The 22910-nt window shown below is 71.2% G+C and carries 24 protein-coding genes and 1 tRNA gene; 10 read left to right on the top strand and 15 right to left on the bottom strand.

The window, feature by feature from the left end; genetic code table 11:
• Positions 1-98: 98 nt before the first annotated feature.
• The 3 genes from ABD978_RS18510 to ABD978_RS18520 all read left to right on the top strand — a co-directional run bounded on the left by ABD978_RS18510 (position 99) and on the right by ABD978_RS18520 (position 3547).
• Positions 99-701, top strand: a complete 603-nt coding sequence (locus ABD978_RS18510) for a TetR/AcrR family transcriptional regulator (RefSeq protein WP_345355383.1) — start codon at positions 99-101, stop codon at positions 699-701.
• The gene (locus tag ABD978_RS18515; protein WP_345355386.1) at positions 698-1360 is read left to right on the top strand and encodes a VC0807 family protein; all 663 of its coding nucleotides are present in this window, start codon (positions 698-700) and stop codon (positions 1358-1360) included. Before ABD978_RS18510 ends, ABD978_RS18515 begins: the two co-directional genes overlap by 4 nt.
• A 948-nt stretch (positions 1361-2308) precedes the next feature.
• Entirely contained in the window at positions 2309-3547 is a 1239-nt protein-coding gene (locus ABD978_RS18520; RefSeq protein WP_345355389.1) for a serine hydrolase domain-containing protein, read from the top strand.
• A gap of 195 nt (positions 3548-3742) precedes the next feature.
• On the opposite strand, the gene ABD978_RS18525 is transcribed toward ABD978_RS18520, so the two are convergent.
• From ABD978_RS18525 to ABD978_RS18540, 4 genes are all read right to left on the bottom strand, one after another.
• Entirely contained in the window at positions 3743-4138 is a 396-nt protein-coding gene (locus ABD978_RS18525; protein ID WP_345355392.1) for a VOC family protein, read from the bottom strand.
• A gap of 367 nt (positions 4139-4505) precedes the next feature.
• Positions 4506-4835: a helix-turn-helix domain-containing protein gene (locus ABD978_RS18530; protein ID WP_345355395.1), complete on the bottom strand. Its 330-nt coding sequence runs from the start codon at positions 4833-4835 to the stop codon at positions 4506-4508.
• A complete protein-coding gene (locus ABD978_RS18535) occupies positions 4832-5206 on the bottom strand; it encodes a type II toxin-antitoxin system RelE/ParE family toxin (protein ID WP_345355398.1) in 375 nt (124 codons plus the stop codon). The genes ABD978_RS18530 and ABD978_RS18535 overlap by 4 nt, the downstream gene beginning before the upstream one ends.
• Before the next feature lie 137 nt (positions 5207-5343).
• A tRNA-Thr gene (locus ABD978_RS18540) sits at positions 5344-5416 on the bottom strand.
• Positions 5417-5552: 136 nt separating this feature from the next.
• Here ABD978_RS18540 and ABD978_RS18545 point away from each other — a divergent pair.
• Both ABD978_RS18545 and ABD978_RS18550 read left to right on the top strand, forming a co-directional pair.
• Entirely contained in the window at positions 5553-6167 is a 615-nt protein-coding gene (locus tag ABD978_RS18545; protein WP_345355401.1) for a TetR family transcriptional regulator, read from the top strand.
• Complete coding sequence (locus tag ABD978_RS18550; RefSeq protein ID WP_345355404.1) at positions 6164-7078, top strand: SDR family oxidoreductase; 915 nt, start codon at positions 6164-6166, stop codon at positions 7076-7078. Before ABD978_RS18545 ends, ABD978_RS18550 begins: the two co-directional genes overlap by 4 nt.
• A 51-nt stretch (positions 7079-7129) precedes the next feature.
• Here the strand turns inward: ABD978_RS18550 and rlmB are convergent, their stop codons facing one another.
• The 4 genes from rlmB to ABD978_RS18570 form a co-directional block, all read right to left on the bottom strand.
• The gene (gene rlmB, locus ABD978_RS18555; protein WP_345355407.1) at positions 7130-8056 is read right to left on the bottom strand and encodes a 23S rRNA (guanosine(2251)-2'-O)-methyltransferase RlmB; all 927 of its coding nucleotides are present in this window, start codon (positions 8054-8056) and stop codon (positions 7130-7132) included.
• A 98-nt stretch (positions 8057-8154) separates the two neighbouring features.
• Positions 8155-8793: a Clp protease N-terminal domain-containing protein gene (locus ABD978_RS18560; RefSeq protein WP_345355410.1), complete on the bottom strand. Its 639-nt coding sequence runs from the start codon at positions 8791-8793 to the stop codon at positions 8155-8157.
• 143 nt (positions 8794-8936) lie between these two features.
• Positions 8937-10328 (bottom strand): cysteine--tRNA ligase, encoded by a 1392-nt coding sequence (cysS, locus tag ABD978_RS18565; RefSeq protein ID WP_345355413.1) that lies wholly within the window; start codon positions 10326-10328, stop codon positions 8937-8939.
• A gap of 60 nt (positions 10329-10388) precedes the next feature.
• The gene (locus ABD978_RS18570) at positions 10389-11240 is read right to left on the bottom strand and encodes a DUF6585 family protein (protein WP_345355416.1); all 852 of its coding nucleotides are present in this window, start codon (positions 11238-11240) and stop codon (positions 10389-10391) included.
• 430 nt (positions 11241-11670) lie between these two features.
• On the opposite strand from ABD978_RS18570, the gene ABD978_RS18575 reads away from it, so the two are divergent.
• A complete protein-coding gene (locus ABD978_RS18575) occupies positions 11671-13191 on the top strand; it encodes a DUF2637 domain-containing protein (protein WP_345355419.1) in 1521 nt (506 codons plus the stop codon).
• 64 nt (positions 13192-13255) lie between these two features.
• Entirely contained in the window at positions 13256-14464 is a 1209-nt protein-coding gene (gene fahA, locus ABD978_RS18580) for a fumarylacetoacetase (protein WP_345355947.1), read from the top strand.
• Positions 14465-14575: 111 nt separating this feature from the next.
• Here the strand turns inward: fahA and ispF are convergent, their stop codons facing one another.
• Both ispF and ABD978_RS18590 read right to left on the bottom strand, forming a co-directional pair.
• A complete protein-coding gene (ispF, locus tag ABD978_RS18585; RefSeq protein WP_345355422.1) occupies positions 14576-15037 on the bottom strand; it encodes a 2-C-methyl-D-erythritol 2,4-cyclodiphosphate synthase in 462 nt (153 codons plus the stop codon).
• A 25-nt stretch (positions 15038-15062) separates the two neighbouring features.
• On the bottom strand, positions 15063-15545 hold the full coding sequence (locus ABD978_RS18590; RefSeq protein ID WP_252778128.1) for a CarD family transcriptional regulator: 483 nt from the start codon (positions 15543-15545) through the stop codon (positions 15063-15065).
• 284 nt (positions 15546-15829) lie between these two features.
• Between ABD978_RS18590 and ABD978_RS18595 the strand changes: the two genes are divergently transcribed.
• Entirely contained in the window at positions 15830-16561 is a 732-nt protein-coding gene (locus ABD978_RS18595) for a hypothetical protein (RefSeq protein ID WP_345355426.1), read from the top strand.
• Between the two features lie 194 nt (positions 16562-16755).
• The gene (locus tag ABD978_RS18600) at positions 16756-17664 is read left to right on the top strand and encodes a hypothetical protein (RefSeq protein WP_345355429.1); all 909 of its coding nucleotides are present in this window, start codon (positions 16756-16758) and stop codon (positions 17662-17664) included.
• 226 nt (positions 17665-17890) lie between these two features.
• On the opposite strand, the gene ABD978_RS18605 is transcribed toward ABD978_RS18600, so the two are convergent.
• The gene (locus ABD978_RS18605) at positions 17891-18568 is read right to left on the bottom strand and encodes a response regulator (RefSeq protein ID WP_486246809.1); all 678 of its coding nucleotides are present in this window, start codon (positions 18566-18568) and stop codon (positions 17891-17893) included.
• An 8-nt stretch (positions 18569-18576) separates the two neighbouring features.
• Positions 18577-19755, bottom strand: a complete 1179-nt coding sequence (locus ABD978_RS18610) for a sensor histidine kinase (protein WP_345355434.1) — start codon at positions 19753-19755, stop codon at positions 18577-18579.
• Positions 19756-19908: 153 nt separating this feature from the next.
• Here ABD978_RS18610 and phoU point away from each other — a divergent pair, with 153 nt between their 5' ends.
• Positions 19909-20571, top strand: a complete 663-nt coding sequence (phoU, locus tag ABD978_RS18615) for a phosphate signaling complex protein PhoU (RefSeq protein WP_345355437.1) — start codon at positions 19909-19911, stop codon at positions 20569-20571.
• Positions 20572-20647: 76 nt separating this feature from the next.
• Here phoU and ABD978_RS18620 read toward each other — a convergent pair whose 3' ends face one another.
• The 3 genes from ABD978_RS18620 to ABD978_RS18630 form a co-directional block, all read right to left on the bottom strand.
• Complete coding sequence (locus ABD978_RS18620; protein ID WP_345355440.1) at positions 20648-21394, bottom strand: phosphoglyceromutase; 747 nt, start codon at positions 21392-21394, stop codon at positions 20648-20650.
• 30 nt (positions 21395-21424) lie between these two features.
• A complete protein-coding gene (locus ABD978_RS18625) occupies positions 21425-22237 on the bottom strand; it encodes an SAM-dependent methyltransferase (protein WP_345355443.1) in 813 nt (270 codons plus the stop codon).
• Positions 22238-22359: 122 nt separating this feature from the next.
• Positions 22360-22896 carry a type III secretion system chaperone family protein gene (locus ABD978_RS18630; RefSeq protein ID WP_345355446.1) on the bottom strand — a complete coding sequence of 179 codons (537 nt, stop codon included), beginning with the start codon at positions 22894-22896 and terminating at the stop codon, positions 22360-22362.
• Positions 22897-22910 lie beyond the last annotated feature (14 nt).

Consider the following 22910-nt stretch of genomic DNA (forward strand, 5'->3'; position numbering starts at 1 on the left):
AGCCAGGCGGGCAGGCGGCGGTCTGACTCCTCCTAGGAACTCGGGGCCCTCGAGCTTCCCCCTTGCGCCGGTTTGCTTGAGCGAGCTAGTTTTTGCTTATGCGAGCAAGAACGTTCACCGAGTCGGGCAGACGCGCCCAGATCGTGCGGGCGGCGATCGAGGTGATCGCCGATGTCGGCTACGCCAAGGCGTCCTTCAGCCGGATCGCCAAGCAGGCGGGCCTGTCGAGCACCGGCATGATCAGCTACCACTTCGCCGGCAAGGACGACCTGCTCGCGGCGTGCGTCGCCGAGATCGAGGAGGTCACCGGGGCGTTCATGCAGCCGCGCATCGACGCCGCCGAGGGCCATGTCGCGCAGTTGCGCGCCTACGTCGAGGCGAACGTCGCGATGGTCGGCGAGCACCCCGCCGCCGTCCGCGCGCTGATCGACATCGTGAAGAACTCCGCCGGGCAGAGCGTCGCCGTCAACGGACGTCTCGCCGTCTTCGAGGAGCACTTCCGCGCCGGGCAGGCCGCGGGCGCCTTCCACTCCTTCGACACCCGGACCGTGGCGATCGCCCTCACCGCCGGCCTGGACGCCGTCGTCGTCACCGCGGCCGCCGCCGCACCCGGCCCCACCGAGCTCTCCCGGCTGGGCCGCGAACTCGCCGACCTGTACGTGCGGGCGACCGCAGCCGATCCCAAGGAGGGATCCGCATGATGATCGACGAGAAGGCCGCGCCCGACGCGGGCCTGCGCCGGGTGATCCGCGCCAACGTGATGACCGTCGTGTTCGAGGTGGTCGTGCCGATGGTGCTGTTCTACGGTCTGCGCGCCGCGGGTGTGAGCCAGTGGTGGGCGCTGATGGCCGGCGTCCTGGTCGCCGCGCCGTACGCGGTGTGGACCATCGCCCGCGACCGCCGGATCGACCTGCTCGCCCTGGTCACGTTGAGCATCCTGCTGCTGTCCGTCGTCCTCGGCCTGCTGTCGGACGACCCGCGCAGCCTCGCGATCCGGGAGGGGTGGACCGCAGCGCTGGGCGGCCTGTTCGGCGCGTGGATGCTGGTCTCGGTGTTCGTCGGCAGGCCCGCCCAGCTCACGCTGGGCCGCGCGATCGCCGAGATCAAGCGCGGCGCCGAGGGCGCGGCCGCGTGGGCGGCCCGCTGGGACACCGACGCCCGCTTCCGGCGCGGGCTGCGCATCGACACCGCCGTCTGGGGCGCCGTGCTGCTGGCCAACGCGGTGGTGCACGTCGTCCTCGTCTACACGCTGCCGATCGACCTCATCTCCCTGGTCACCACCGTGGCCTGGTTCGCCGCGATGGCCTGCCTGATCGCCTGGCACGTCTGGTACCTCCGCAAGGAGAACCTCGAGGCCTGACGTCGTACTCGGCTACGGACGCTGCGAGGTTCGCTCGCGGCGACGACCCGACGATGCTGGATGCCGTCGCCTTCGGCGGCAACGTCCAGGTCTCCGGCCGCTACGACCGCAAGGTCGTGACCGCCAGCGCGTTCGGCGGACGCGTCCGCTACCTGAACTAGCGATCGACGATCGCCAACCGCAGGGCCCGGCGTCACCGCCGGGCCCTGTTCGCGGCGACCCTGGCGTCTAGGCGCCAGGGGCCCGGGTGGCCGGCCCAGGTCGCCCCGTCCTACTTGGAGCCTCGTTGGTGGTGGCCGGGATGCGGCTTAAGAGGTCGCCGCTTTGGCGGGCAAACGCGGTGACATGAGATCCGCACCCAGTGCGGGCAGCGCTGATGGCGCCGACATTTCGGGCGTATGGTGCGGCACACTTTCCGGCACCCATCGAACGGCGCGTACGAGGCAGTGGTCGACACATGTCCTGCGGAGAAAAAGCCCGCTCGTGTCGCGGCGGAGACCACGGGCGCCTCGGATGCCGCTCCCCCGGCGACCGCCAGGGCAAGGACGGCGGAGATCAAGCAACGTTTGATCTTCACAGGGATTACCTCCCCTGATGATTCGACTTCCGCAGAGGCAGTACTACGCCACTTGTTCCGCCCATGCCCAGATCAGGCTCGACAAGAGACGACTTATCGGGCAAATTTCCTGCGAGTTGAGCGCATGGTTACGGAACCTGGATTCAACCGCTGAGCAGCGCCGCGGCGGCATCTCCAGGCGACGGCGCCGCTCCTGGGCCGGCCCTCCCATGTCCACGCGTGGCCGCTCGACGACCAGTGATCTTCCCGGAGCGTGTATCGCGGACGTATCGAGAATCGCATACGCCACCGCAACGGTCTCCCGTCTTCAGTGGAGGCATGGACCACAGCGCATCAACGGCCGGTTCCTCCGTCGGGAAGGGACTGTGACCATGAACTCGGATTCCGCAGGTGGTGTCGACCGGCGGCGGCTGCTCGGGTGGGGCGGGTTGGCGGCCGCCGGCGTGGTGGCCGGCGCGTCGCTGGTGGGCGCCCCGCCCGGCCACGCCGCCCCGGCCCCGACCGACGACGACCAGATCCCGCCGGACACCCTGCCCGGCGGGGCCTACGACCGGTACGTGGCGAAGCTGGCCGCCGAGGGGAAGTTCTCCGGCGTGGTGCTGTTGTCGCACCGGGGCCGGACGGTGCTGTCCCGCAGCTATGGCATGGCCGACGAGGAGAAGGGGATCGCCAACCACGAGGGCACCGCGTTCAGCCTCAGCTCGGCGGGCAAGCCGTTCCACGCGGTGGCCATCCTGCAGCTGGCGCAGCAGGGCAAGGTGAAGCTGTCGGACACGGTGGGCACCCATCTGAAGGGCTTCGCGAAGGAGATCGCCGAACAGGTGACCATCCACCACCTGTTGTCCGGCACCTCCGGGCTGGACAGCCCGGATGAGGACGTGCAACGCGTCTTCCAGAGCCGGGATGAGGTGCACGAGTACTACGAGCGGCGGGCCCGGCAGGCGAAGCCGGTGGGCGTCCCGGGCGTTCCCGACACCGCCCACGAGGAGGCGGAGGTCACCATTTCCGCGCTGATCGTGGAGGCGGTGACCGGCAAGACGTACTGGGACTACGCGCAGGAGAACATCTTCGGGCGCTGCGGCATGACCGGTTCGGCGTTCTACACCAGGCCGCAGTGGCTCACCGACAAGCACATCGCGCACCCGTACATGACGCTGGCCGACGGCAGCGTGGTGGACGCCGTCCGCAACCTGGACAAGAGCAGCCCGGATCCGAACGTACCCGGCAAGAATCCGGGCCGCGCCTTCATCGATGCCCCCGGGGACGGTGGGTTCGCCACCGCACCGGATCTGGTCCGGTTCGCGCGCGCGCTGGGCGACGGCACGGTGCTGGACCGGCCCTGGGCCGAGGTGCTCACCGCCGCCAAGATCCCCCATGGACCGGCGGTGTTCGGCGCGTACGGGATTCCGGTCTCCATCGTCAACGGCCAGTGGATGTACCAGCGCGCCGGCGGCAACCCCGGTGTCAGCGCCAACTGGGACATCTACCCATACACCGGCTGGGTCGGTGTCATCCTCGGCAACTGCGACGGCGTGCCGCTGCCGGAGATGATCGGGCAGGAGATGCAGGCCATCACCGGGGCTCCGGCCGGCGGGGGGACGGGTGGCTGAGCTACCGGAGGAGGTCTTCCCACCCACGGCATCCAAGGCGGAGGGCGTGGCTTCAACGATCGCGCCAGGTGACCCGCAGGCACCCGCGACGAACTGCACAAGTCCGAGACCGGCCCGCCCGGGGGACGCCCTCGGCTGAGACCGTTGCCGTCAAAGAGACCCCGGGCGATCTTCGCTCGGGGTCTTTAGGCTTCTCTAGTTGGGTGGTGCCAGGGTACGCAGGACGTCGAACTCGTTGCCCTCAGGGTCGGCCATCACCACCCAGCTCCGGCCAGGGCCCTGGCCCACGTCCACCTTGGCGGCGCCAAGGCCAAGCAGCCTGGCCACCTCGTGGTCGGTACTGCCGTCGATCGGGCTGACGTCCAGATGGAGCCGGTTCTTCACGGTTTTGCCCTCCGGCACCTGTATGAACACCAGGGTGGGCGGCATCTGGCGGGCCCGGACCTCCTCGACGGTCGGCTCCCAGGAACCGATCTCGACCTTGTCCTCGCTCCGGTCGATCACCTTGAAGTCCAGGACCGCGCACCAGAAGGCCGCGAGGCGCTCCGGATCGTGGCAGTCGACGACCAACTCGGTGAACCTACTTGTCACGGACTCCCCCAGACAGTGCGGACGGGGGCTCAGCCTATGAGGTTCCGCCACCCGTCCGACAAGTCCGGGATCGCCACGGCCACCAGCCCTCGGCGTCCCGCCGCACATCGTCCACGACCGTCCGTCCGCCAGTGCCCGTCCTCGTTGCCGTCAGGCGAGCCTCAGCCGGTGGACCGCTCAACCGCTCCTACCCGGGAGAACAAGAGCCTCCGGCCGGATTCGAACCGGCGACCTGCCGCTTACAAGGAATACGGACACCCCTGGTCGCACTCCAATCCGCCAAGGTAGAAGGGGTCCGACGCGCGGGCGGGGGTGTCAGTGGTGGCCGTCGTTGCTGTCACCGCTGCTGTCACGGACGCCGGTGTCCTCAAGCGACCCTTACAGAGTGCGGGCCGACGCTGATGGTGATGTCAACGTGTCCGCCCAAGGCCGTCGCATAGGCACGAAGCGTCTCGAGTTCCATGGCTTCGATCTTGCCGTTCTCGATCTGCGAGATTCGGGACTGAGACACGCCGAGGGCCCGCGCCAACTCCACCTGAGTCTTACCAACGGCCTTGCGCAGCTCCTTGAGGTGGTGGCCGGCCACATACGCGTCCAACTCGGCACGCGCCCTGGCCTGACGCTCGGGATCTGCCAGCTCAGGATGCCGTCGATGGGCCTCAGCCTTGACGTCCCGCCAGTTGCGTCCGGTGCTCATCGGCCGCCCTCCTCATCCTTCTCCGCCCGATAATCGGCGTACCTGGCCTCGGCGAGCGGAATCGCGTCCTCGTACCAGCGGGACCATCTCCCGGTCTTGTCACCCGCAACCAGGAAGATCGCTGCGCGATCCGGATCGAAGACGAACAGCATGCGTATCTCCGACCGACCGCGAGAGCCCGGCCTCAGCTCCTTCAAGTTACGCAGCTTGCTGTGCTCCAGCGTGTCGACGAGCGGCCTGCCAAGGGTCGGCCCGACAGCGGCAAGCCGGTCGATGGCCTGCTCGATCAAGGCCGCCGAGTCCGGCTCAGACTCGCAGAGCTTCAGGAACCACGTCTCGACAGGCTCTAAGAGGATGACTTCCCACGTCACCCCATCAATATAACCTGTAGCTCATTTTTTCGGCTAGGGCACGCGGTCACACGACCGTCCGCTCGCGACCCTCATCGTTGCTGTCAGAGCCGCCTTGGCCGATGAACCTCTCAACGGCTCTCACCGGGGAGGACGAGAGCCTCCGGCCGGATTCGAACCGGCGACCTGCCGCTTACAAGGCGGACGCTCTGCCAGCTGAGCTACGGAGGCGCACTGCTTTCGCAGCCTCACCACGATAGCGCGTATACGCCGCGAGTCAGACTCCGTTCCGGGCGCGTTCTCCTCGCCGTCGCACCGGCCGCGGAGCGTCTGGCACCAGTTAGTGAACCATGGTTCAATAACTGGCATGGCACGGCCGAGGAAGTTCACCGATGAGCGTCTGCTGGCCGCCGCCGGGGTGGCGATCAGCCGGCTCGGGCCGGGGTTCACGCTGGCGGACGTCGCGCGGGAGGCGGGGGTCGCCGTCGGGACGGTGGCCCAGCGTTTCGGGTCCAAGCACGGGCTCTTGGCCGCGATGACCAGGGCGGCGGTGCGCACTACCCGGGAGGGCATGAGCGCGGCCGCGGCGGCGGACGGCGATCCGGTGGCCGTGGTCGTCGAGGTGCTGGTGGCGGCGTTCGGGCCGCTGGACGATCCCGCCCGGGCGGCGAACAATCTGGCTCAGCTGGCCGTCGACCTGGCCGACGAGGAGCTGCGCGGCCTGCTGGCGGAGCTGCACGCCGCCTTGGAAGAGGGACTGATCCCTCTCCTCGACCGGGCGGTGCGGGAGGGCCGGCTGCCCGGGGCGCCGCCCGCGCCGGTGGCCGCGCGCATCCTGGCGGCGGTCACCGACGGCACGACGCTGCACTGGTCGGCGCGGCCCGCGGGCGGCCTCTGCGACCGGCTGCGCGCCGATCTGGGCGCGGTGCTGGCCGGCTGGAGCCACGGTTCAGACGCAGGAACGATCGAGGAGAGCATGTGACCGGTCCGTTGAAGGATCACGTCGCGCTGGTCACCGGGGGCACCCGGGGGGCCGGCCGCGGCATGGCGGTGGAGCTGGGCGCGGCCGGCGCGACGGTGTACGTCACCGGCCGCACGACGCGGGAGTCGCGCAGTCCGCTGGACCGCCCGGAGACGATCGAGGAGACCGCCGAGCTGGTCACCGAGGCGGGCGGCCGGGGCATCCCGGTGCGCTGCGACCACATGGTCCCCGCCGACGTACGGGCGCTGGTCCGGCGGATCGAGGAGGAGCAGGGCGGCCGCCTGGACGTCCTCGTCGACGACACGTGGGGCGGCGACCAGTGGGTCGAGTGGAAACCGCTCTGGGAGCACGATCTGGAGAACGGCCTGCGGGCGCTCCGGAACGGCCTGGAGACCCACCTGATCACGCTGCACACGGTCCTTCCCCTGCTCGTACGGCGGGGGCGCGGGCTGGTCGTCGAGATCACCGACGGGGACGACATGTTCAACGACCGCTACCGGGGGTCGATGTTCTTCGACATGGTGAAGGTGGCGATCACGCGGCTCGGCAAGATGCTGCACGACGAGCTGGCCCCGCACGGGGTCACGTCGCTGTCGCTGACCCCCGGCTTCCTGCGCTCGGAGGAGGTCCTGGAGCACTTCGGCGTCACCGAGGAGAGCTGGCGCGACGGGATCGCCAAGGACAAGTGGTTCGCGATCTCGGAGACGCCGCGCTACATCGGGCGGGCCGTCGCCGCGCTGGCCACCGACCCGGAGGTGGCGCGCTGGTCCGGCAAGGCGCTGTCGTCCGGGGTGCTGGCGAAGCACTACGGCTTCACCGATCTCGACGGCTCGCAGCCGGAGGCGAGCCGGTTCTTCGAAGAGGTCTACTTCGGCGACAAGAAGGACGCCCCGGTCGAGGACTACCGCTGATCTGCGCCCCGGTTCTCCGTCGCCATGGCGACGGAGAACCGGGGCGTTGTTTCAGGAGCGGCGACGGCGGCGACTCGAGATCTCGTACATCGCGATGCCCGCCGCTACGCCGGCGTTCAGGGACTCGGCGTTCGGTCCCATCGGGATGTTGATGAGCAGGTCGCAGGTCTCGGCGACCAGTCGTGACAGGCCCTTGCCCTCCGAGCCGACGACGAGCACGAGCGGGCCGCTCGCGGCCTCCAGGTCGCCGACGCCCACCGCCCCCCGCGCGTCGAGCCCGGCGACGAACAGACCGGCGCTCTGGTACGCCTTCAGGGTCCGTACGAGGTTGGTGGCGCGGGCCACCGGGACCGAGGCGAGGGTCCCCGCGGAGGTCTTCCACGCCCCGGCGGTCACGCCCGCCGCCCGGCGCTCGGGGACGAGCACGCCGTTCGCGCCGAACGCGGCGGCCGAGCGGACGATCGCCCCCAGGTTGCGCGGGTCGGTCACGCCGTCGAGGGCCACGACGAGCTGCGGGGTGCCGCGCTGCAGCAGGTCGTCGGGGTGCGCGTAGCGGTACTCGGGGACCTGCAGGACGATGCCCTGGTGCACGGCCCGGTCGGTCATCCGGTCGAGCTCGGTCCGGCCCGCCTCGAGCAGCGGCACGCCGGCGTCCGTGGCCAGCTTGATGGACTCGCGGACGCGGTCGTCGGAGGCGCCGGTCATGACGTACAGGGCGCTCGCCGGGATGCCCGCGCGCAACGCCTCGACGACCGGGTTACGGCCGGTGACCAGCTCCGGGCCGTCGGGCGCGGACCGTCGGCCGGTGCGCTCCGCGGGCGCGGACGAGGAGGGCGTACGGCGGGTGGTGCCGGCGGTGGTGGGTGTGCCGGTCCGCGTCGCCGACTTGGCGGCACGGGCGGTCTGCCGCTTGCCGTACCAGTGCCGGTCCTCCGCCTTCAAGGTGTGACTCGGCCCCTTCTTGCGACGCTTCGCCATGGTTGCCCTCCGCTGGTGCACAGGGCGCTGTCCCGCCCTCCGAAAAAGAGGCGATCTCTCGCCCGCCGAAAAGGCGATCTCTCGCCACTCACCAGACTCTACGCGGATCCGGGACCCGGCCTGTCCCGTAGGAGCCGCTCGATGCGCTCCAGCCGGCCTTCGATGGCGCTCAGCCGCCGCTCGATCGCCGACTCCGGGGTGGACGGGCCCTCCGCCGCCGAGCTCTCCGCCGCCGGAGGCTCGGCCACCGGACGCCGTGGGGCCTCCGTCACCGGCTCCTCGGAAGGCGGTTCGGGGCTGCGCAGAGCGGCCATGACGTCACGGCGCACGTCGGAGGTGTCGACGCCGCACCGCTGGAGGACCCGGGCGCCGGCCCCTTCGGTCTCTCTGATCAGGCCGAGGAGGATGTGCTCGCTGCGGATGTAGTCGTGGCCGAAGTACAACGCCTCGCGCAGCGACAGTTCGAGGACCTTCTTGGCGCGGGCCGTGAACGGCACGTCGGTGTCGGGCGGCGTCGTTCCCCTCCCGACGAGCTCCTCGACGTCCCCGCGGGCGGTGTCGAGGGTGAGGCCGGCCGCGTCGAGGGCGCGCACCGCGCCGTCGGTGTCGCCGCGCAGCAGGCCGAGGAGAAGGTGCTCGGTGCCGATGTGCCCGTGCTCGAAGGCGCGGGCCTCTTCCTGGGCGTGGACGACGACTCGGCGGGCGGTGTCGGTGAACCGCTCCAACACGTGCACCACCTCGGCAGGGGAGGTACGGCCCGGCCGGGGCGGCCGGTGGGACCCAATCTCCTCGAACGGTACGTCCCCACCGGAACGGCCCGGTTAACCGGATCGGACGCCGCCATGTCGCGGCGCCCGGTCCTGCGACGCGTCCGCGCCGGTCAGGAGCGCTTGAGCTCCCAGCGTGGGCCGCGCGGGGTGTCCTCGATGAGGATGCCGGCGGCGGTCAGGCCGTCGCGGATGGCGTCCGCCGCGGCGTAGTCCTTGCGGGCACGGGCCGCCTGCCGCTGCTCCAGGGCCACCGACACGAGCGCGTCGACGACGTCGCGAAGGTCGCCGGCCGTGCCCTCCCACTGCGCCGACAGCGGGTCGAGGCCGAGGGCGCCGAGCATCGCGCGCACTTCGCCGAGGGCGCGGGTCACGGTGTCCTTGTCGCCCGCGGCGAGCGCGGTGTTGCCCTCGCGCACCGCCTCGTGCACGACGGCCAGCGCCTGCGGCACGCCCAGGTCGTCGTTCATCGCGTCGGCGAACGGCGCCGGCAGGGCGCCGGGCTCGACCCGGCCCGCCAGCTCGACGGCACGCGTCACGAACCCCTCGACGCGCTGGTACGCCACCGCGGCCTCGCGCAGCGCCTCGTCGGAGTAGTCGATGATCGACCGGTAGTGCGCGGCGGCGAGGTAGTAGCGGACCTCCACCGGCCGGGCCCGGTCCAGCAGGTCGGTCAGCAGCACGACGTTGCCGACGGACTTGCTCATCTTCTCGCCGTTCACCGTGAGCAGGCCGTTGTGCAGCCAGTAGCGGGCGAACCCGTCACCGGCCGCGGTCGACTGCGCCAGCTCGTTCTCGTGGTGCGGGAAGATCAGATCGACGCCGCCGCCGTGGATGTCGAACGTCGCGCCGAGGTACTTGGTCGACATCGCCGAGCACTCGAGGTGCCAGCCGGGACGGCCGGGACCCCACGGCGTCTCCCAGCTCGGCTCGCCCGGTTTGGCGCCCTTCCACAGCGCGAAGTCGCGCGGGTCGCGCTTGGCCGCCTCGTTGGGGGTGTCGCCGGCCGGCCGCATGCTGTCGAGCCGCTGGTTGGACAGCGCGCCGTAGCGGTCGGCCCAGGAGGCCACGTCGAAGTAGACGTCGCCCTCGACCGTGTAGGCGTGGCCGGCCTCGATGAGGCGGCGCATCAGCACGATCATCTCGGGGACGTGCCCGGTCGCCCGCGGCTCGATCGTCGGGGGCAGGCAGCCGAGCGCGTCGTAGCCGCGGCCGAAGACGCGCTGGTTGGCCTCGGCCACCGCGAACCACGGCACGCCCGTCTCCGCAGACACCCGAATGATCTTGTCGTCGATGTCGGTGATGTTCCGGACGAACGTCACGTCGTACCCGGAGGCGAGCAGCCAGCGGTAGACGAGGTCGTAGATGACGCCGGAGCGCATGTGTCCGATGTGCGGAGCGGCCTGCGGGGTGGCACCACACACGTAGATCCCCGCCCGGCCCGCCTGCAGCGGGACGAATTCGCGGATGCCACGGGTACCGGTGTCGTAAAGGCGCAGGCTCACGCGTAAGAGGCTATTCGATGCCGGTCCGGTCCCGTCACTGAAATCGCGTCCCTCACCCATTCATGACCTCACCGGTCGGCCGGATTTCCCGTCCACCCGCGCCCCGTCGTCCAGGCCGCGCAGCCGCCGGGTCAGCTCGCCGAACGCCACGACGTTCGGGACCTCGGCGGCGATCGCCGTCAGCCCGGCCGGGCGGTCGGCGCGGTCGATGTGGACCATGCCGCCCTCGATCTTCACCCGGTCCACGTTCTCCCACGGCACGTACTCACCGTCTTTGGCGATGCCCTGACGGGTGACGCCGAACGGTCCCAGCCGCACCTTGCCGCCGGTCTCGACGCGGGACAGGTACTTGGGCAGCATCCGTTCGGTCACCGCGCGGGACACGGTCTCGACCAGTTCGCGGCCGCCGGGGACGCTCCCGTCGATCAGGGCCTCGGCCTCGGCCCCCGCCCGGCCGGTCAGGGTCAGCCGCCACGTGACCGTCCCGGTCGCGGCCCGGCGTACGCCGGAGACGCGCACTTCGGTGACGGCGTCCCAGGCAAGGGGCGTCGCCGCGCGCCAGGAGGACAGTACGACGCCGTTCTCGAACAGGTGGACCGTCGAGCCCCGCGCCGGCAGGACCTCGCGTACGAGGACGCGGCCGGCCGCACCGAGGTACGCGACGGTGAGCAGCAGGGCGAGCCCGGACGCCCACCCCAAGCCGTCGAACAGGAACGCGACGGTGAAGGGCAGCAGCAGAATCCCCGGCAGACCCAGCAGCACCAGCCAGGCGCGGGACCGCCGGTCGACGGGCCGGGGATCATGCCCGGCCCGGAACTCGCCGAGCCGCTCATCCTCGGCGACCCGGCGGACACGAGGCGGGAGATCAGTCGCGGTCCCCGCTTTTACCGCGAAGAGGGGGAAATTGGACATCGACCGGCCGCATACCCACGAACGACCCTTTTGAAGCCCGACCGCCGGATCCGGCCACACCCCACACTCCATCCCGGCGCGGCACACCCCGCCCCTGTCCTGGCGCGCCACACATCGCAGCCCCGTCCCGACGCGGCACACCCCGCGCCCGTCCCGGCGCGCCACACATCGCAGCCCCGTCCCGACGCGGCATACCCCGCCCGCGCCCGTCCCGGCAGACCTCGGCCCCCGCCCCTGGCCCGGCCCGGCACACCCCGACCCGGCCGCGGCACACCCACGCCTCGCCCCGGCGCGGTACATATCCCGCAGCGCCATCGGCGCGGCGCATCCCGTGCCGCGCCGGGCGACACGCGGTGCGGGATGAGAGCGGGAACACGTTGATCCGGTCAAGATAAGGGAACCCTCCGAGACGATGGTTGGCTTCCCTGCTATGAGTGACTCCCCCGCTCCGTACTCCCCGGCGCAGCGGCGGCTGCTGACGGCGGCCGGCGGCCTCGGCGTCGCGGCGCTGGCCGGCGCGACGTTCGTGCTGTCCTACGACGACCTGCGGGCGCTCGCCCTCCACGGCGGCGCGGCCCGCGACCGGGCGTTCCTGTACCCCGGCATGGTCGACGGCCTGGTCGTCGTCGTGATCCTGTCGATCCTGATCGCCCGCCGGGCGCCCTGGTGGGCGCGCGCGGTCCGCTGGCTGCTGCTCCTGGCGCTGATCGTCGGCGCCGGCGCGGCCGGGGTCGAGCGCGCGGTCCACGGCTACGGCGGCCTGTCGCACGCGTGGCTGTCCGGAGGGGTCGCGGCGGCCCCCTGGGTGATCCTCGCCGTCGCCGTCTGGCTCTGGCTGTCCATGATCAAACAGCTCGTACGGACCCGGCGGCGGGACGCCGCGGCACCTGCGGCCCCGGAGCCCTCGCCGGACACGCCCGACACGCCGGACGACGACCGGGCGTTCATCCCTGGCCTTACCGACGAGGCGTACGCCGAGACCCGGCCGCTCCCGCGGCCCGCCCCGCCCCGCGCCCTGGAGCCCGGCCCCGACGCCGTACGAGACCGGCCGCACGAGAGCGCCTCTCCAGCCGTGTCCGACGGTCCGGCAGCCGAGCCCGTACGGGGCCGGGAACGGTTGCCGGGCCTCCCGCCGGCCGAGCCCGTACGAGACCACGGACCGTTGCCGGACCTCCCGCCGGCCGAGCCCGTACGAGACCACGGACCGTTGCCGGACCTCCCACCGGCCGAGGTCCGCGACGACGACGGTCCGGAGCCGGAACGACCGCTCGAGACCGCATCGGGCCGGACGCCGGAGACCGCGCCGGACCGGACGCGTGAGGACCGGCTCTCCCCGCTCCTCCCGGTGGCCGACACCGGTGCGGAGGCGGAGCCGGCGCTCCCGCCCGAGTTGGAGCGGCAGGCGGATCGCGCGTGGCAGCCCGGCCCGGCGCTGCCCCCCGGCGTGGCGCCCAAGATCGATCACGGCACCGACCAGGATTCCCGGCCCGCGGGACACACGGAGCCGGACACTGACCTCGTACCGGATACGGACCCGGAGGTGGTGGCGCCCATGCAGAACACGCCCGTGGACCCGGAGCAGGAGGAGCCCGCGCCGCGCTGGGTGGCCCGGACCTCGCTGCCGACGGACGTGCGGCTGGTCGGGCCGCCGCAGACCAGGCAGCGGCTCGGCGACACGCAGCCCGACGGCATCAGGCTGCCCGACACCGACCCGGACGGCATCCCGATGCCTGGTGTGGCCGACGAGACGCCCGCCGGCGAGGAGGAGGACGCGTACGCCGACGACCGGGCCGAGGACCCGGACGTCGGCGCCGAGGCCGACGACGCCCGTCCGTGGAGCCCGGAGGACGGGGGTCCGTGGGCCTCCGGCTCCGGAGGGTCCGGCGGCGGGGAGGAGCCGACGCCGCCGTCGAGCAAGTTCCGCAGCTCGCCCACCCCGCCTCGCGGCTGAACCGAGCGCGCGGACGTGGTCCGCCGGACGTATCGGATCCAGAAGCACGCCTGGGAAGGTAGGGATCATGGAGACGTGGGTCGACGTGCCCGAGGGCAGCGGTTTCGGGGTGGAGAACCTGCCGTACGGCGTGTTCTCCCGGCGCGGCGAGCTGCCGCGGGTGGGGGTCGCGATCGGCGACCACGTGCTGGACCTGGCCGAGCTCGCGGCGGCGGGGCTGCTGGCCGACCGGCGCTGGTTCGCCGCCGGAACGCTGAACTCCTTCATGTCCGCCGGACGCCCCGTCTGGCAGGCGACCCGGGACCGCCTGATCACGCTGCTCACCGACTCAGGGCATCGCGGATCGGTCGAGCCGCACCTGGTCCCGCTGCGCGAGATCGAGCTGCACCTGCCGTTCGACGTCGCCGACTACGTCGACTTCTACTCGTCCCGCGACCACGCGGTGAACGTCGGCCAGATCTTCCGGCCGGGCGCGGAGTCGCTGCCGCCCAACTGGCTGCACCTGCCGATCGGCTACCACGGCCGGTCCGGCACCGTCGTGCCATCCGGGACGCCGATCGTACGGCCCTGCGGCCAGCGCCGGACTGATGACGGGCCGGTGTTCGGGCCCTCGGTCAAGCTGGACGTCGAGGCGGAGGTCGGCTTCGTCGTGGGCGTGCCCTCGGCGCTCGGCCGACCGGTGCCGACGGCCGGGTTCCGGGATCACGTGTTCGGCTTCGTCCTGGTCAACGACTGGAGCGCGCGGGACATCCAGGCGTGGGAGTACCAGCCGCTCGGGCCGTTCCTCGGCAAGTCGTTCGCGACGTCGATCTCGCCGTGGGTGGTGCCCCTCGCGGCGCTCGAGAGCGCCCGTACGACCCCGCCGGCCCAGGCGCCGGAGCCGCTGCCGTACCTGCGCTGCGACGAGCCCTGGGGGCTCGACCTGACGCTGCGGATCGAGCTCAACGGGCACGTGGTCAGCCGCCCGCCGTTCGCGACGATGTACTGGACCGCGCCGCAGCAGCTCGCGCACGCGACCGTCAACGGCGCGGCGCTGCGCACCGGTGACCTGATGGCCTCCGGGACGGTGTCCGGGCCGGATCGGAACCAGCGCGGCAGCCTCATCGAGCTCACGTGGGACGGCCGGGATCCCCTGGTGCTGCCCGACGGGCAGCGCCGGGGCTACCTGGAGGACGGCGACACCGTACGGATCCAGGCGACCGCGGCCGGGCCCGGCGGCGCGCCGATCGGGTTCGGCGAGGTAGCGGGGACCGTCATGCCGGTGCTCTGCTGACCCGTGGGGAACCGCCCGATCGCCCCTGAGGCCCGTACGCCGCAGCGGCGGTCAGCCGAGCACGAGGCGTGCCGGAGACGTTTTCGGCGAGCGCGGGCGCGCCGAAGGCGGTCAGACGAGGATGAGGGCCGTGGCGATGGCGGCCAGGCCCTCTCCGCGGCCTGTGAGGCCCAGCCCGTCCGTCGTGGTGCCGGCGATGCTGACCGGGACGCCGCCGAGCGCCTCGCTCAGTGTCTTCTCCGCCTCCGCCCGCCGCTTGCCGATCCGCGGGCGCACGCCGATGACCTGGATCGAGACGTTGCCGATCGCGTGGCCCGCCGCCGTGATGCGGCGCTCGACCTCACGCAGGAGGTCGACGCCGGAGGCTCCCGCCCAGCGCGGGTCGGAGGTGCCGAAGACGGCGCCCAGGTCGCCGAGCCCGGCGGCCGACAGGAGCGCGTCACAGGCCGCGTGCGCCGCGACGTCGCCGTCGGAGTGGCCCGCGAGGCCGTCGCCCTCGTCGGACCAGTCGAGGCCGGCAACCCGGAGCGGGCGGCCCGAAGCGAACGGGTGGACGTCGACTCCGACGCCCACCCGTGGAAACCGTGTCGCCAAGGCGCTAGTTGGCCAGGACCTCGTCGAGGAGGGCCTCCGCCTTGTCCTCGTTGGTCTTCTCGGCCAGCGCCAGCTCGCTGACCAGTATCTGCCGCGCCTTGGCCAGCATCCGCTTCTCGCCTGCCGACAGGCCGCGCTCCTTGTCACGCCGCCACAGGTCTCGGACGACCTCGGCGACCTTGTTGACGTCGCCGGATGCGAGCTTCTCGAGGTTCGCCTTGTAACGCCTCGACCAGTTCGTGGGCTCTTCGGTGTAGGGTGCGCGGAGCACCTCGAACACCTTCTCAAGCCCCTCCTGGCCCACGACGTCACGAACACCGACCAGCTCGGCGTTCTCCGCCGGAACGCGAACGGTGAGATCGCCCTTATCGACCTTCAGGACCAGGTAGGTCTTGTCCTGACCTTTGATGGCACGAGTCTCGATGGCTTCGATCCGAGCAGCCCCATGGTGGGGGTAGACGACAGTGTCGCCGACCTTGAAAGTCATGTGACAAGTACCCCTTCCGCTATGGATAAGGGTAGCACGCTGCAGGGACCTGCTGAACCGACCATCCGGACATATACGCAGGTCAGCGCGGTAATTAGGGTATTGACAAAGCACGAATTCGGTGTAACACCCGGCCATGACGATTGGATTGGGCCACACCGCTCACACGGCGACGGAAGCGGCTCATACTGGAGATGGACGAGCCGACACGGGCCCGTGATCTCTCTGTGGACGAGGCACGGGACCGGGTGGGGCCGGCAGCGGTCCGAGAAGGTAGGTGTGGCGTGGGGCTTCACGGCGACCCTGACGACTACGGGCTTCCCAAGGTCGACATCGTCGTCCCGGACGACGCGCGGGAGCTCGACCGCGACGTGCTCGCGTACCGCCGTGAGCTGCGTCAGAAACGCCGCCGCGAGCGGTGGCAGCGGATCGCCCGCCCGTTCACGCGCTACGGTCTCGCCGCCCCCTTCATCGCCAGCGCCGTCCTCGTCGCCCTCATCAGCGGCGTGCTGATGACGGTCGTGTCGCCGCGCCCCACCACGCACACGGTCCAGGTGCCGCCCACGGGGATCGTCCACCACCAGCCGGGCGACATCGGGGGCGGGCTGCCCGCCGGCAACCTCTTCGTGAACGGCCGGCGGATGCCGGCCGCCACGCTCATCAACATCGCCGGGGTCGTGCTGATCGTGCCGCGCGGCTGCAACTGCGACGCCGCCGTCACGCACATCGCCCAGCAGGCCGTGGGGCAGCGGCTCCAGACCTGGCTGATCGCGGACGGGCGCGCGGGCAAGGACGCCGACGACGTACGACGGCTCGCCGACACGGTGCCGCGCGGCGACGCCATCCCCGCCGAGGACCCCGACCGCGTGCTCTCCACCGCCTACCACGCGGCGCCGGTGGGGCTGACGGCGGTGCTCGTGGGGCCCGATAGGATCATCCGCGACGTCGTCCGCGGCGTCCAGCCGGACCGGAACCTCACTGTTCGGGACCTGCAGGCCCTGCACACCCCGAGCTGAGCGCTCCGCCCCGGCACGGACGTCCACCCGGCCCGCCGGCCCCGTCCGCGTCCACCCGAGCGGCCCGGCGTCCGGGGTGAAACCACTGAAGCCAGCCCCCCGTCAGGGCCGGTGAGGATACCGTCGCTACGCTCTAGTTCGGGCGTTCCGTACGCCTCGGAAGACCCAAGCCCTCCCAAGGAGAGAACGACGCCGTGAGCCGCAACCGTCGCCGGGCCGCCGCCATGGCCATCGCCGGTGCCTTCGCCGTCGCGCCGCTGGTGTCCGCCTGCGGTGCCGGCCAGCATCCGCAGTCGGTGCTGCCGACCCGCCTGACCGAAGGCGTCAACGCCTCCGTGGGCCACATCGACGTGCGCAACGCCTTCGTGCTCGGCCCGGAGCCCGGCCAGCGCCTTCCCGTGGGCGCCAACGCGCCGTTCTACGCCTACATTGTCGACAAGGGCACGTCGGACCGGCTCGTCGGCGTCGAGGCGCCGGGCGTGGCGCAGTCGGTCCAGATCGCGGGCGGCGGCATCGCCCTGCCGCCGAACCAGCTCATCTCGACCAACTCGCAGGCCTCCGCGCAGCCGTCCGGGGTGCCGACCCCCGGCACCTCGCCGAGCGGCACGCCGGGTGCGGCCGCGACCCCGGGGGCGAGCGGCGCGCCGACCAAGGCCCCCGCGAAGAAGACCACGGCCGGCAAGCCGGCCAAGCCGGGGGGCACGGCCACCCCGCAGAACAGCCCGAGCGGCCCGGCCACGAGCGCCACGCCGGGCGCTTCGAGCCCGACCGGCACCACCGGCGGGGCGACCCCCCTGGTGATCCTCACGGGGCTCACGACGCAGCTGAACGGTGGGGAGAACATCCGGCTCACCCTGCACTTCGCACAGGCCGGCGCGCTCACCGTGAACGTCCCCGTCGTGCCGCGGGCGGACTACTACTCGACCTACCCGCCGGCGCCGAGCGGCAGCACGGCGACCACGCCGAGCCCGGGCGTCCCGGGCTCCGCCACGACTCCGGGCGCGACCCCGGCGCCGGGCGCGAGCGGCAGCCCGACCACGGGCGCGGCCACGCCCACCAAGCACGCGAAGGCGAAGAAGGCCTCGGCGAAGCCGACCGCCTGAGCGCCGCGCAGCGCGCACGCGAAAGCCCGCCGGACTCCGCATCGGAACCGGCGGGCTTTCGTTCGGAGACGTACGCGTCGAGCTCGAGGTCACAGCCACGCCCCCCGAACTCCGCATCGGAACCGGCGGGCTTTCGTTCGGAGACGTACGCGTCGGGCGCGAGGTCGCAGCCGCGCCCGCCGGACTCCGCGTCGAGGTCGGCGGGCCTTCGCGTCCCGGACGCTCGTTACTCGTCGGGCTCGAACTTGTAGCCGAGCCCGCGCACGGTGATGATGAAGCGCGGCGTCGAGGGAGCCGGCTCGATCTTGGCCCGGAGGCGCTTGATATGCACGTCCAGGGTCTTGGTGTCGCCGACGTAGTCGGCGCCCCACACGCGGTCGATGAGCTGCATCCGGGTCAGCACCCGCCCGGCGTTGCGCAGCAGCACCTCCAGCAGCTCGAACTCCTTGAGCGGCAGCGGCACCTCGTTACCGGAGACGGTCACGACGTGACGCTCGACGTCCATCCGCACCGGCCCGGCCTCCAGGGTCGCGGGCGCGAGCTCCTCACCGTCGCCGCGGCGCCGCAGCACCGCGCGGATGCGGGCGACGAGCTCCCGGGAGGAGAACGGCTTGGTGACGTAGTCGTCCGCGCCGAGCTCGAGCCCGACGACCTTGTCGACCTCGCTGTCCTTGGCCGTCAGCATGATCACCGGGACGTTCGACTTGGTGCGCAGTTCCCGGCACACCTCGGTGCCGGGCAGGCCGGGCAGCATGAGGTCGAGCAGGACGAGGTCGGCGCCGGAGCGGTCGAAGGACTCCAGGGCGTCCGGCCCGGTCGCCGCGACGGCGACCTCGAAACCCTCCTTGCGCAGCATGTACGACAGCGCGTCGCTGAACGACTCCTCGTCTTCCACGACGAGCACTCGGGTCACTAGGGGGCCTCCCGTACGGTGTCTTGCTCAGGTGTTTCATCCGCGGGTGCGGAGGTGGAAAGCAGCGGAAGACGGATGGTGAAGGTCGAGCCGGATCCCTCCTTGCTCCAGACGTTCACATCGCCCCGGTGCCGGGTCGTGACGTGCTTGACGATCGCGAGCCCCAGGCCGGTGCCCCCGGTCTGCCGGGATCGCGCGGGGTCGACGCGGTAGAACCGCTCGAAGATGCGCTCGAGGTCGGCCTCGGGGATGCCGATGCCCTGGTCGGTCACGCTGATCTCGACGTGCTGCTCGTCGGCCAGCCGGGTGCAGACGACGACCCGCGTGCGTTCGGGGCTGTAGGCGATCGCGTTGTCGATCAGGTTGCGGACCGCGGTGATCAGCAGCTCCTCGTCGCCGTGCACCCGCAGGTCGTCGCGGCCGCCGATGGCGAGTGTGATGTCCTTGGGCTCCGCCTTGAGGCGGCACCGGTCGACGGCGTCGTGGACGACGTCGTCGAGCGTGACCGTCCGGGGCCGCTCGACGGCCTCGCCGCCCTGCAGCCGGGTGAGCGTGATCAGGTCCTGGATGACGTTGGTCAGGCGCGCGGACTCGTGCTGCATGCGCCCGGCGAAGCGGCGTACGGCCTCGGGGTCGTCGGCGGCCTCCTCGACCGTCTCCGACAGCAGGGACAGCGCGCCGACGGGCGTCTTGAGCTCGTGGCTGACGTTCGCCACGAAGTCGCGCCGGACCGCCTCGACGCGCCGGAACTCGGTCAGGTCCTCGGCGAGGACGAGCACGAGGCCGTGCGATCCCATGGGCGCGACCCGGACCGCGAACCAGCGACCCTCCCGGCGGCCGTGGACGACCTCGATCTCCTCTTCGCGGATCTCACCGTCGCGGCGTACGAGCCGGGCCATGGCGATGAGCTCGTCGACGAGCAGGCGGTCCCCGCTGACCAGGCCGAAGGCCCGGGCGGCCGAGCTGGCGCGCAGCACGCGGTCATCGCCGTCGATGACCACCGCCGAGGACGGGAGGACGCTCAGCACGGACGCCACGCCGCTCGGCAGGCCGGACACCGGCGAGGGTGCGTCGGCGGGCCGCTGGGCGCGCTCGCTGACGCGCACGGCCAGCCCTGCCACCAGGCCGGTAAGGAGCCCGGCGGCACTCGCCAGTCCGGCGACAACCTCCACATTCACATCTTGGATGGTAGGCGGCGGTCTGCCTAGCTCCGCGCGCGGAGCAGGACGCACGCAAGGACGTTCGTCAAAAGTTAACCTGCACCTACACGACCGTTCATGCCACCCCACGATGCTGCCAACTGGATATCCACGCCTGAACTAAGGATCTTTATGCGAGACGCCTACCACGAGGAGCTCGACGGGCTCTCCGACAAGCTCGTGGAGATGACGCGGCTGGTGCGGTCGGCGATGACCCGCGCCTCCACGGCCCTGCTCGACGCCGACCTGCGGCTCGCCGAAGAGGTCATCAGCTGCGACGAGCAGGTCAACAAGATCAACACGGAGATCGAGGAGACGGTCTTCGATCTGATGGCGCGGCAGCAGCCGGTCGCCCGCGACCTGCGGATGCTGATCGCCGCGCTGCGGATGAGCGGCGACATCGAGCGCATGGGCGACCTCGCCGTCCACCTCGCCAAGACGGCCCGGCGGCGCCACCCCGAGTCGGCGATCCCGCCGGAGCTGCAGGCGACCGTCCTGGAGATGGGCCAGATCGCCGAGCGCATGATCGCCAAGGCGGGCAGCGTCATCGCCTCCCACGACGTCGAGATGGGCCTGGAGCTCGACGGCGACGACGACCAGATGGACCGGCTGCACCGGAAGCTGTTCGACGCGCTGCTGTCGCCGAAGTGGCGGCACGGTGTCGAGCCGGCCGTGGACATCTCCCTGGCCGGCCGCTACTTCGAGCGGTTCGCCGACCACGCCGTGCACGTCGCGGAGAACGTCGTCTACCTGGTCACCGGCGAGCACGCGGCGGACATCGACCTCGCCGAGTAGCCCCGGCCCCGGCCCCGGAACGAACGGATCCCGGCAGCGAACTGCTGCCGGGATCTTCGGCTGTCAGGGCGAAGTCTTACTTCTTGCCCTGGTTCGCGACAGCCGCGATGGACTCCTTGGCGGCCTCCGGGTCGAGGTACTCGCCGCCCTTCTTCAGCGGCTCGAAGTCCTCGTCGAGCTCGTAGAGCAGCGGGATGCCGGTGGGGATGTTGAGCCCGGCGATGTCCTCGTCGGAGATGCCGTCGAGGTGCTTGACCAGGGCGCGCAGCGAGTTGCCGTGCGCGGCGATCAGGACCGTGCGGCCGGCCGCGAGGTCCGGAACGACCGCGTCGTACCAGTACGGCAGCAGGCGGTCGACGACATCGGCCAGGCACTCGGTGCGCGGGATGAGCTCCGAGGGCAGGAGGGCGTACCGCGGGTCGTTGATCTGGGAGAGCGGGTCGTCGTCGGCGATCGGCGGCGGCGGCGTGTCGTACGAGCGGCGCCAGGTCATGAACTGCTCGTCGCCGTACTCCTCCCGCGTCTGTGCCTTGTTCTTGCCCTGCAGGGCGCCGTAGTGCCGCTCGTTGAGCCGCCAGGAGCGGCGTACGGGGATCCAGAGCTGCTCGGCCGCGTCGAGCGCGATGTTGGCCGTGCGGATCGCCCGCTTGAGCACCGAGGTGTGCACGACGTCGAGCTTGAGGTCCGCGTCGAGCAGCAGGTCACCGCCGGTGACCGCTTCCTCTTCCCCCTTCTCGGAAAGATCGACGTCCACCCAGCCCGTGAACAGGCCCTCGGCGTTCCAGACGCTCTCGCCATGCCGGAGAAGTACCAATGTCGCCATGACAAGCGAGCCTAGTGCCTCGGCTCGACCTCACGGTTTGCGGGCGACGCCTGCCAGGAAGTAGCCCTGCGGATACCGTTCGTTGACCCGCTTGGCCTCGACCGTGTCGGGGCGCCACGCCGAGACGTTGGCGAGCCCCGGTTCGACCAGTTCCAGGTCGCCGAAGAAGCCGCGGATCCGCTCGGTGCTGCGGGTGATGATCGGCGTGGAGGAGCGCCGGTAGATCTCGGTGACGGGCGCGACGGCCTCCGGGAGCGCGTCCCCGCAGACGTGGCTCAGCACGAGGTGGCCGCCCGGCGGGAGGGCGTCGCGGAACCTCGCCACGATCTTCTCGGGGTCGTCGGCGTCCTGGAGGAAGTGGACGATCGCCACGAGGAGGATCGCGAAGGGCCGGTCGAAGTCGATGCGCTCGCGGACCTCGGGATTCTCGAGGATCTCCTCGGGGCGGCGCAGGTCGGCCTGGACGATGTGGACGTTCTTGGATCCGGCGAGGATCGCGCGGCCGTGTGCGAGCACGACCGGGTCGTTGTCGACGTAGACGACGGGGGCGTCGGGAACGACCGCGTGCGCGACCTGGTGCACGTTGTTCTGGGTGGGCAGCCCGGTACCGACGTCGAGGAACTGCCGGATGCCCGCCTCGGCGAGGTAACGCACGGCCCGGCCGAGGAAGGCGCGGTTCTGCTGGGCGGCGATCCGGATCTGCGGGGCGATCTGCAGGACCATCTCGGCGGCGGCGCGGTCGGGCGCCAGGTTGTCCTTGCCGCCGAGGAAGAAGTCGTACATCCGGGCCGCGTTCGGCGTGCTCAGATCGACGCTCTCAGGGGCCCTGTCGCGATCTGTCACTCCATACCCCTCCGGTCTGGTCTGCTGTGACCAGAGGTAGTTTAGCTACTTAAAGCCACCAATGATGCGCAAAACGCACAACTGGTGGGACCGGTTACCGGCCTGGAGGCCTGACCGATTCGTCACGAAGGGCCGAGCTTGGGGCCGGAGGCGGCCTGGTCCGCCGCGCCGTCCTCGGCGACTTCGGGCAGGATGCGGGCGAACGGCCGGAGGTTCGCGACGCTCTCCCCGCGGCTCACCCGCCACTCCCACTCGCGCCTGATCGACTCGGCGAACCCGAGTTCCAACGCGCGGTCGAAATTGTCGTCAGAGTAAGTGAGAACGCAGCCGAGAATGCGGTCGATCTCGTCCGGCGTCACCGCCGAGAGCGGCAGCCGCCCGACGATGTACACGTCGCCGACCGGGTCCAGGCTGAAGGCGACGCCGTACATCCCACCGTTCTTGCGCAGCAGCCAGCGGTAGAACTCCTCGTGGTTCTCGTCCGGCTGCCGGCAGAAGAACGCCTCGACGTGCAGACTGTGGTCGCCCGCGATCAGCCAGGTCATGGTGGCGAGCTTGTGGCGTCCGGGCAGCTTCACGAGGTACGCGCCGGGGCGCGGCCGCTCGTACTCCAGCCCCTGCTCGTCCAGGATCGACTGCAGAGCCTTGTCAGCGGTCATGCGCCCTCCTTCGT

This window comes from Actinoallomurus liliacearum (assembly GCF_039542035.1).
GTDB classification, from domain to species: Bacteria; Actinomycetota; Actinomycetes; order Streptosporangiales; family Streptosporangiaceae; genus Actinoallomurus; species Actinoallomurus liliacearum.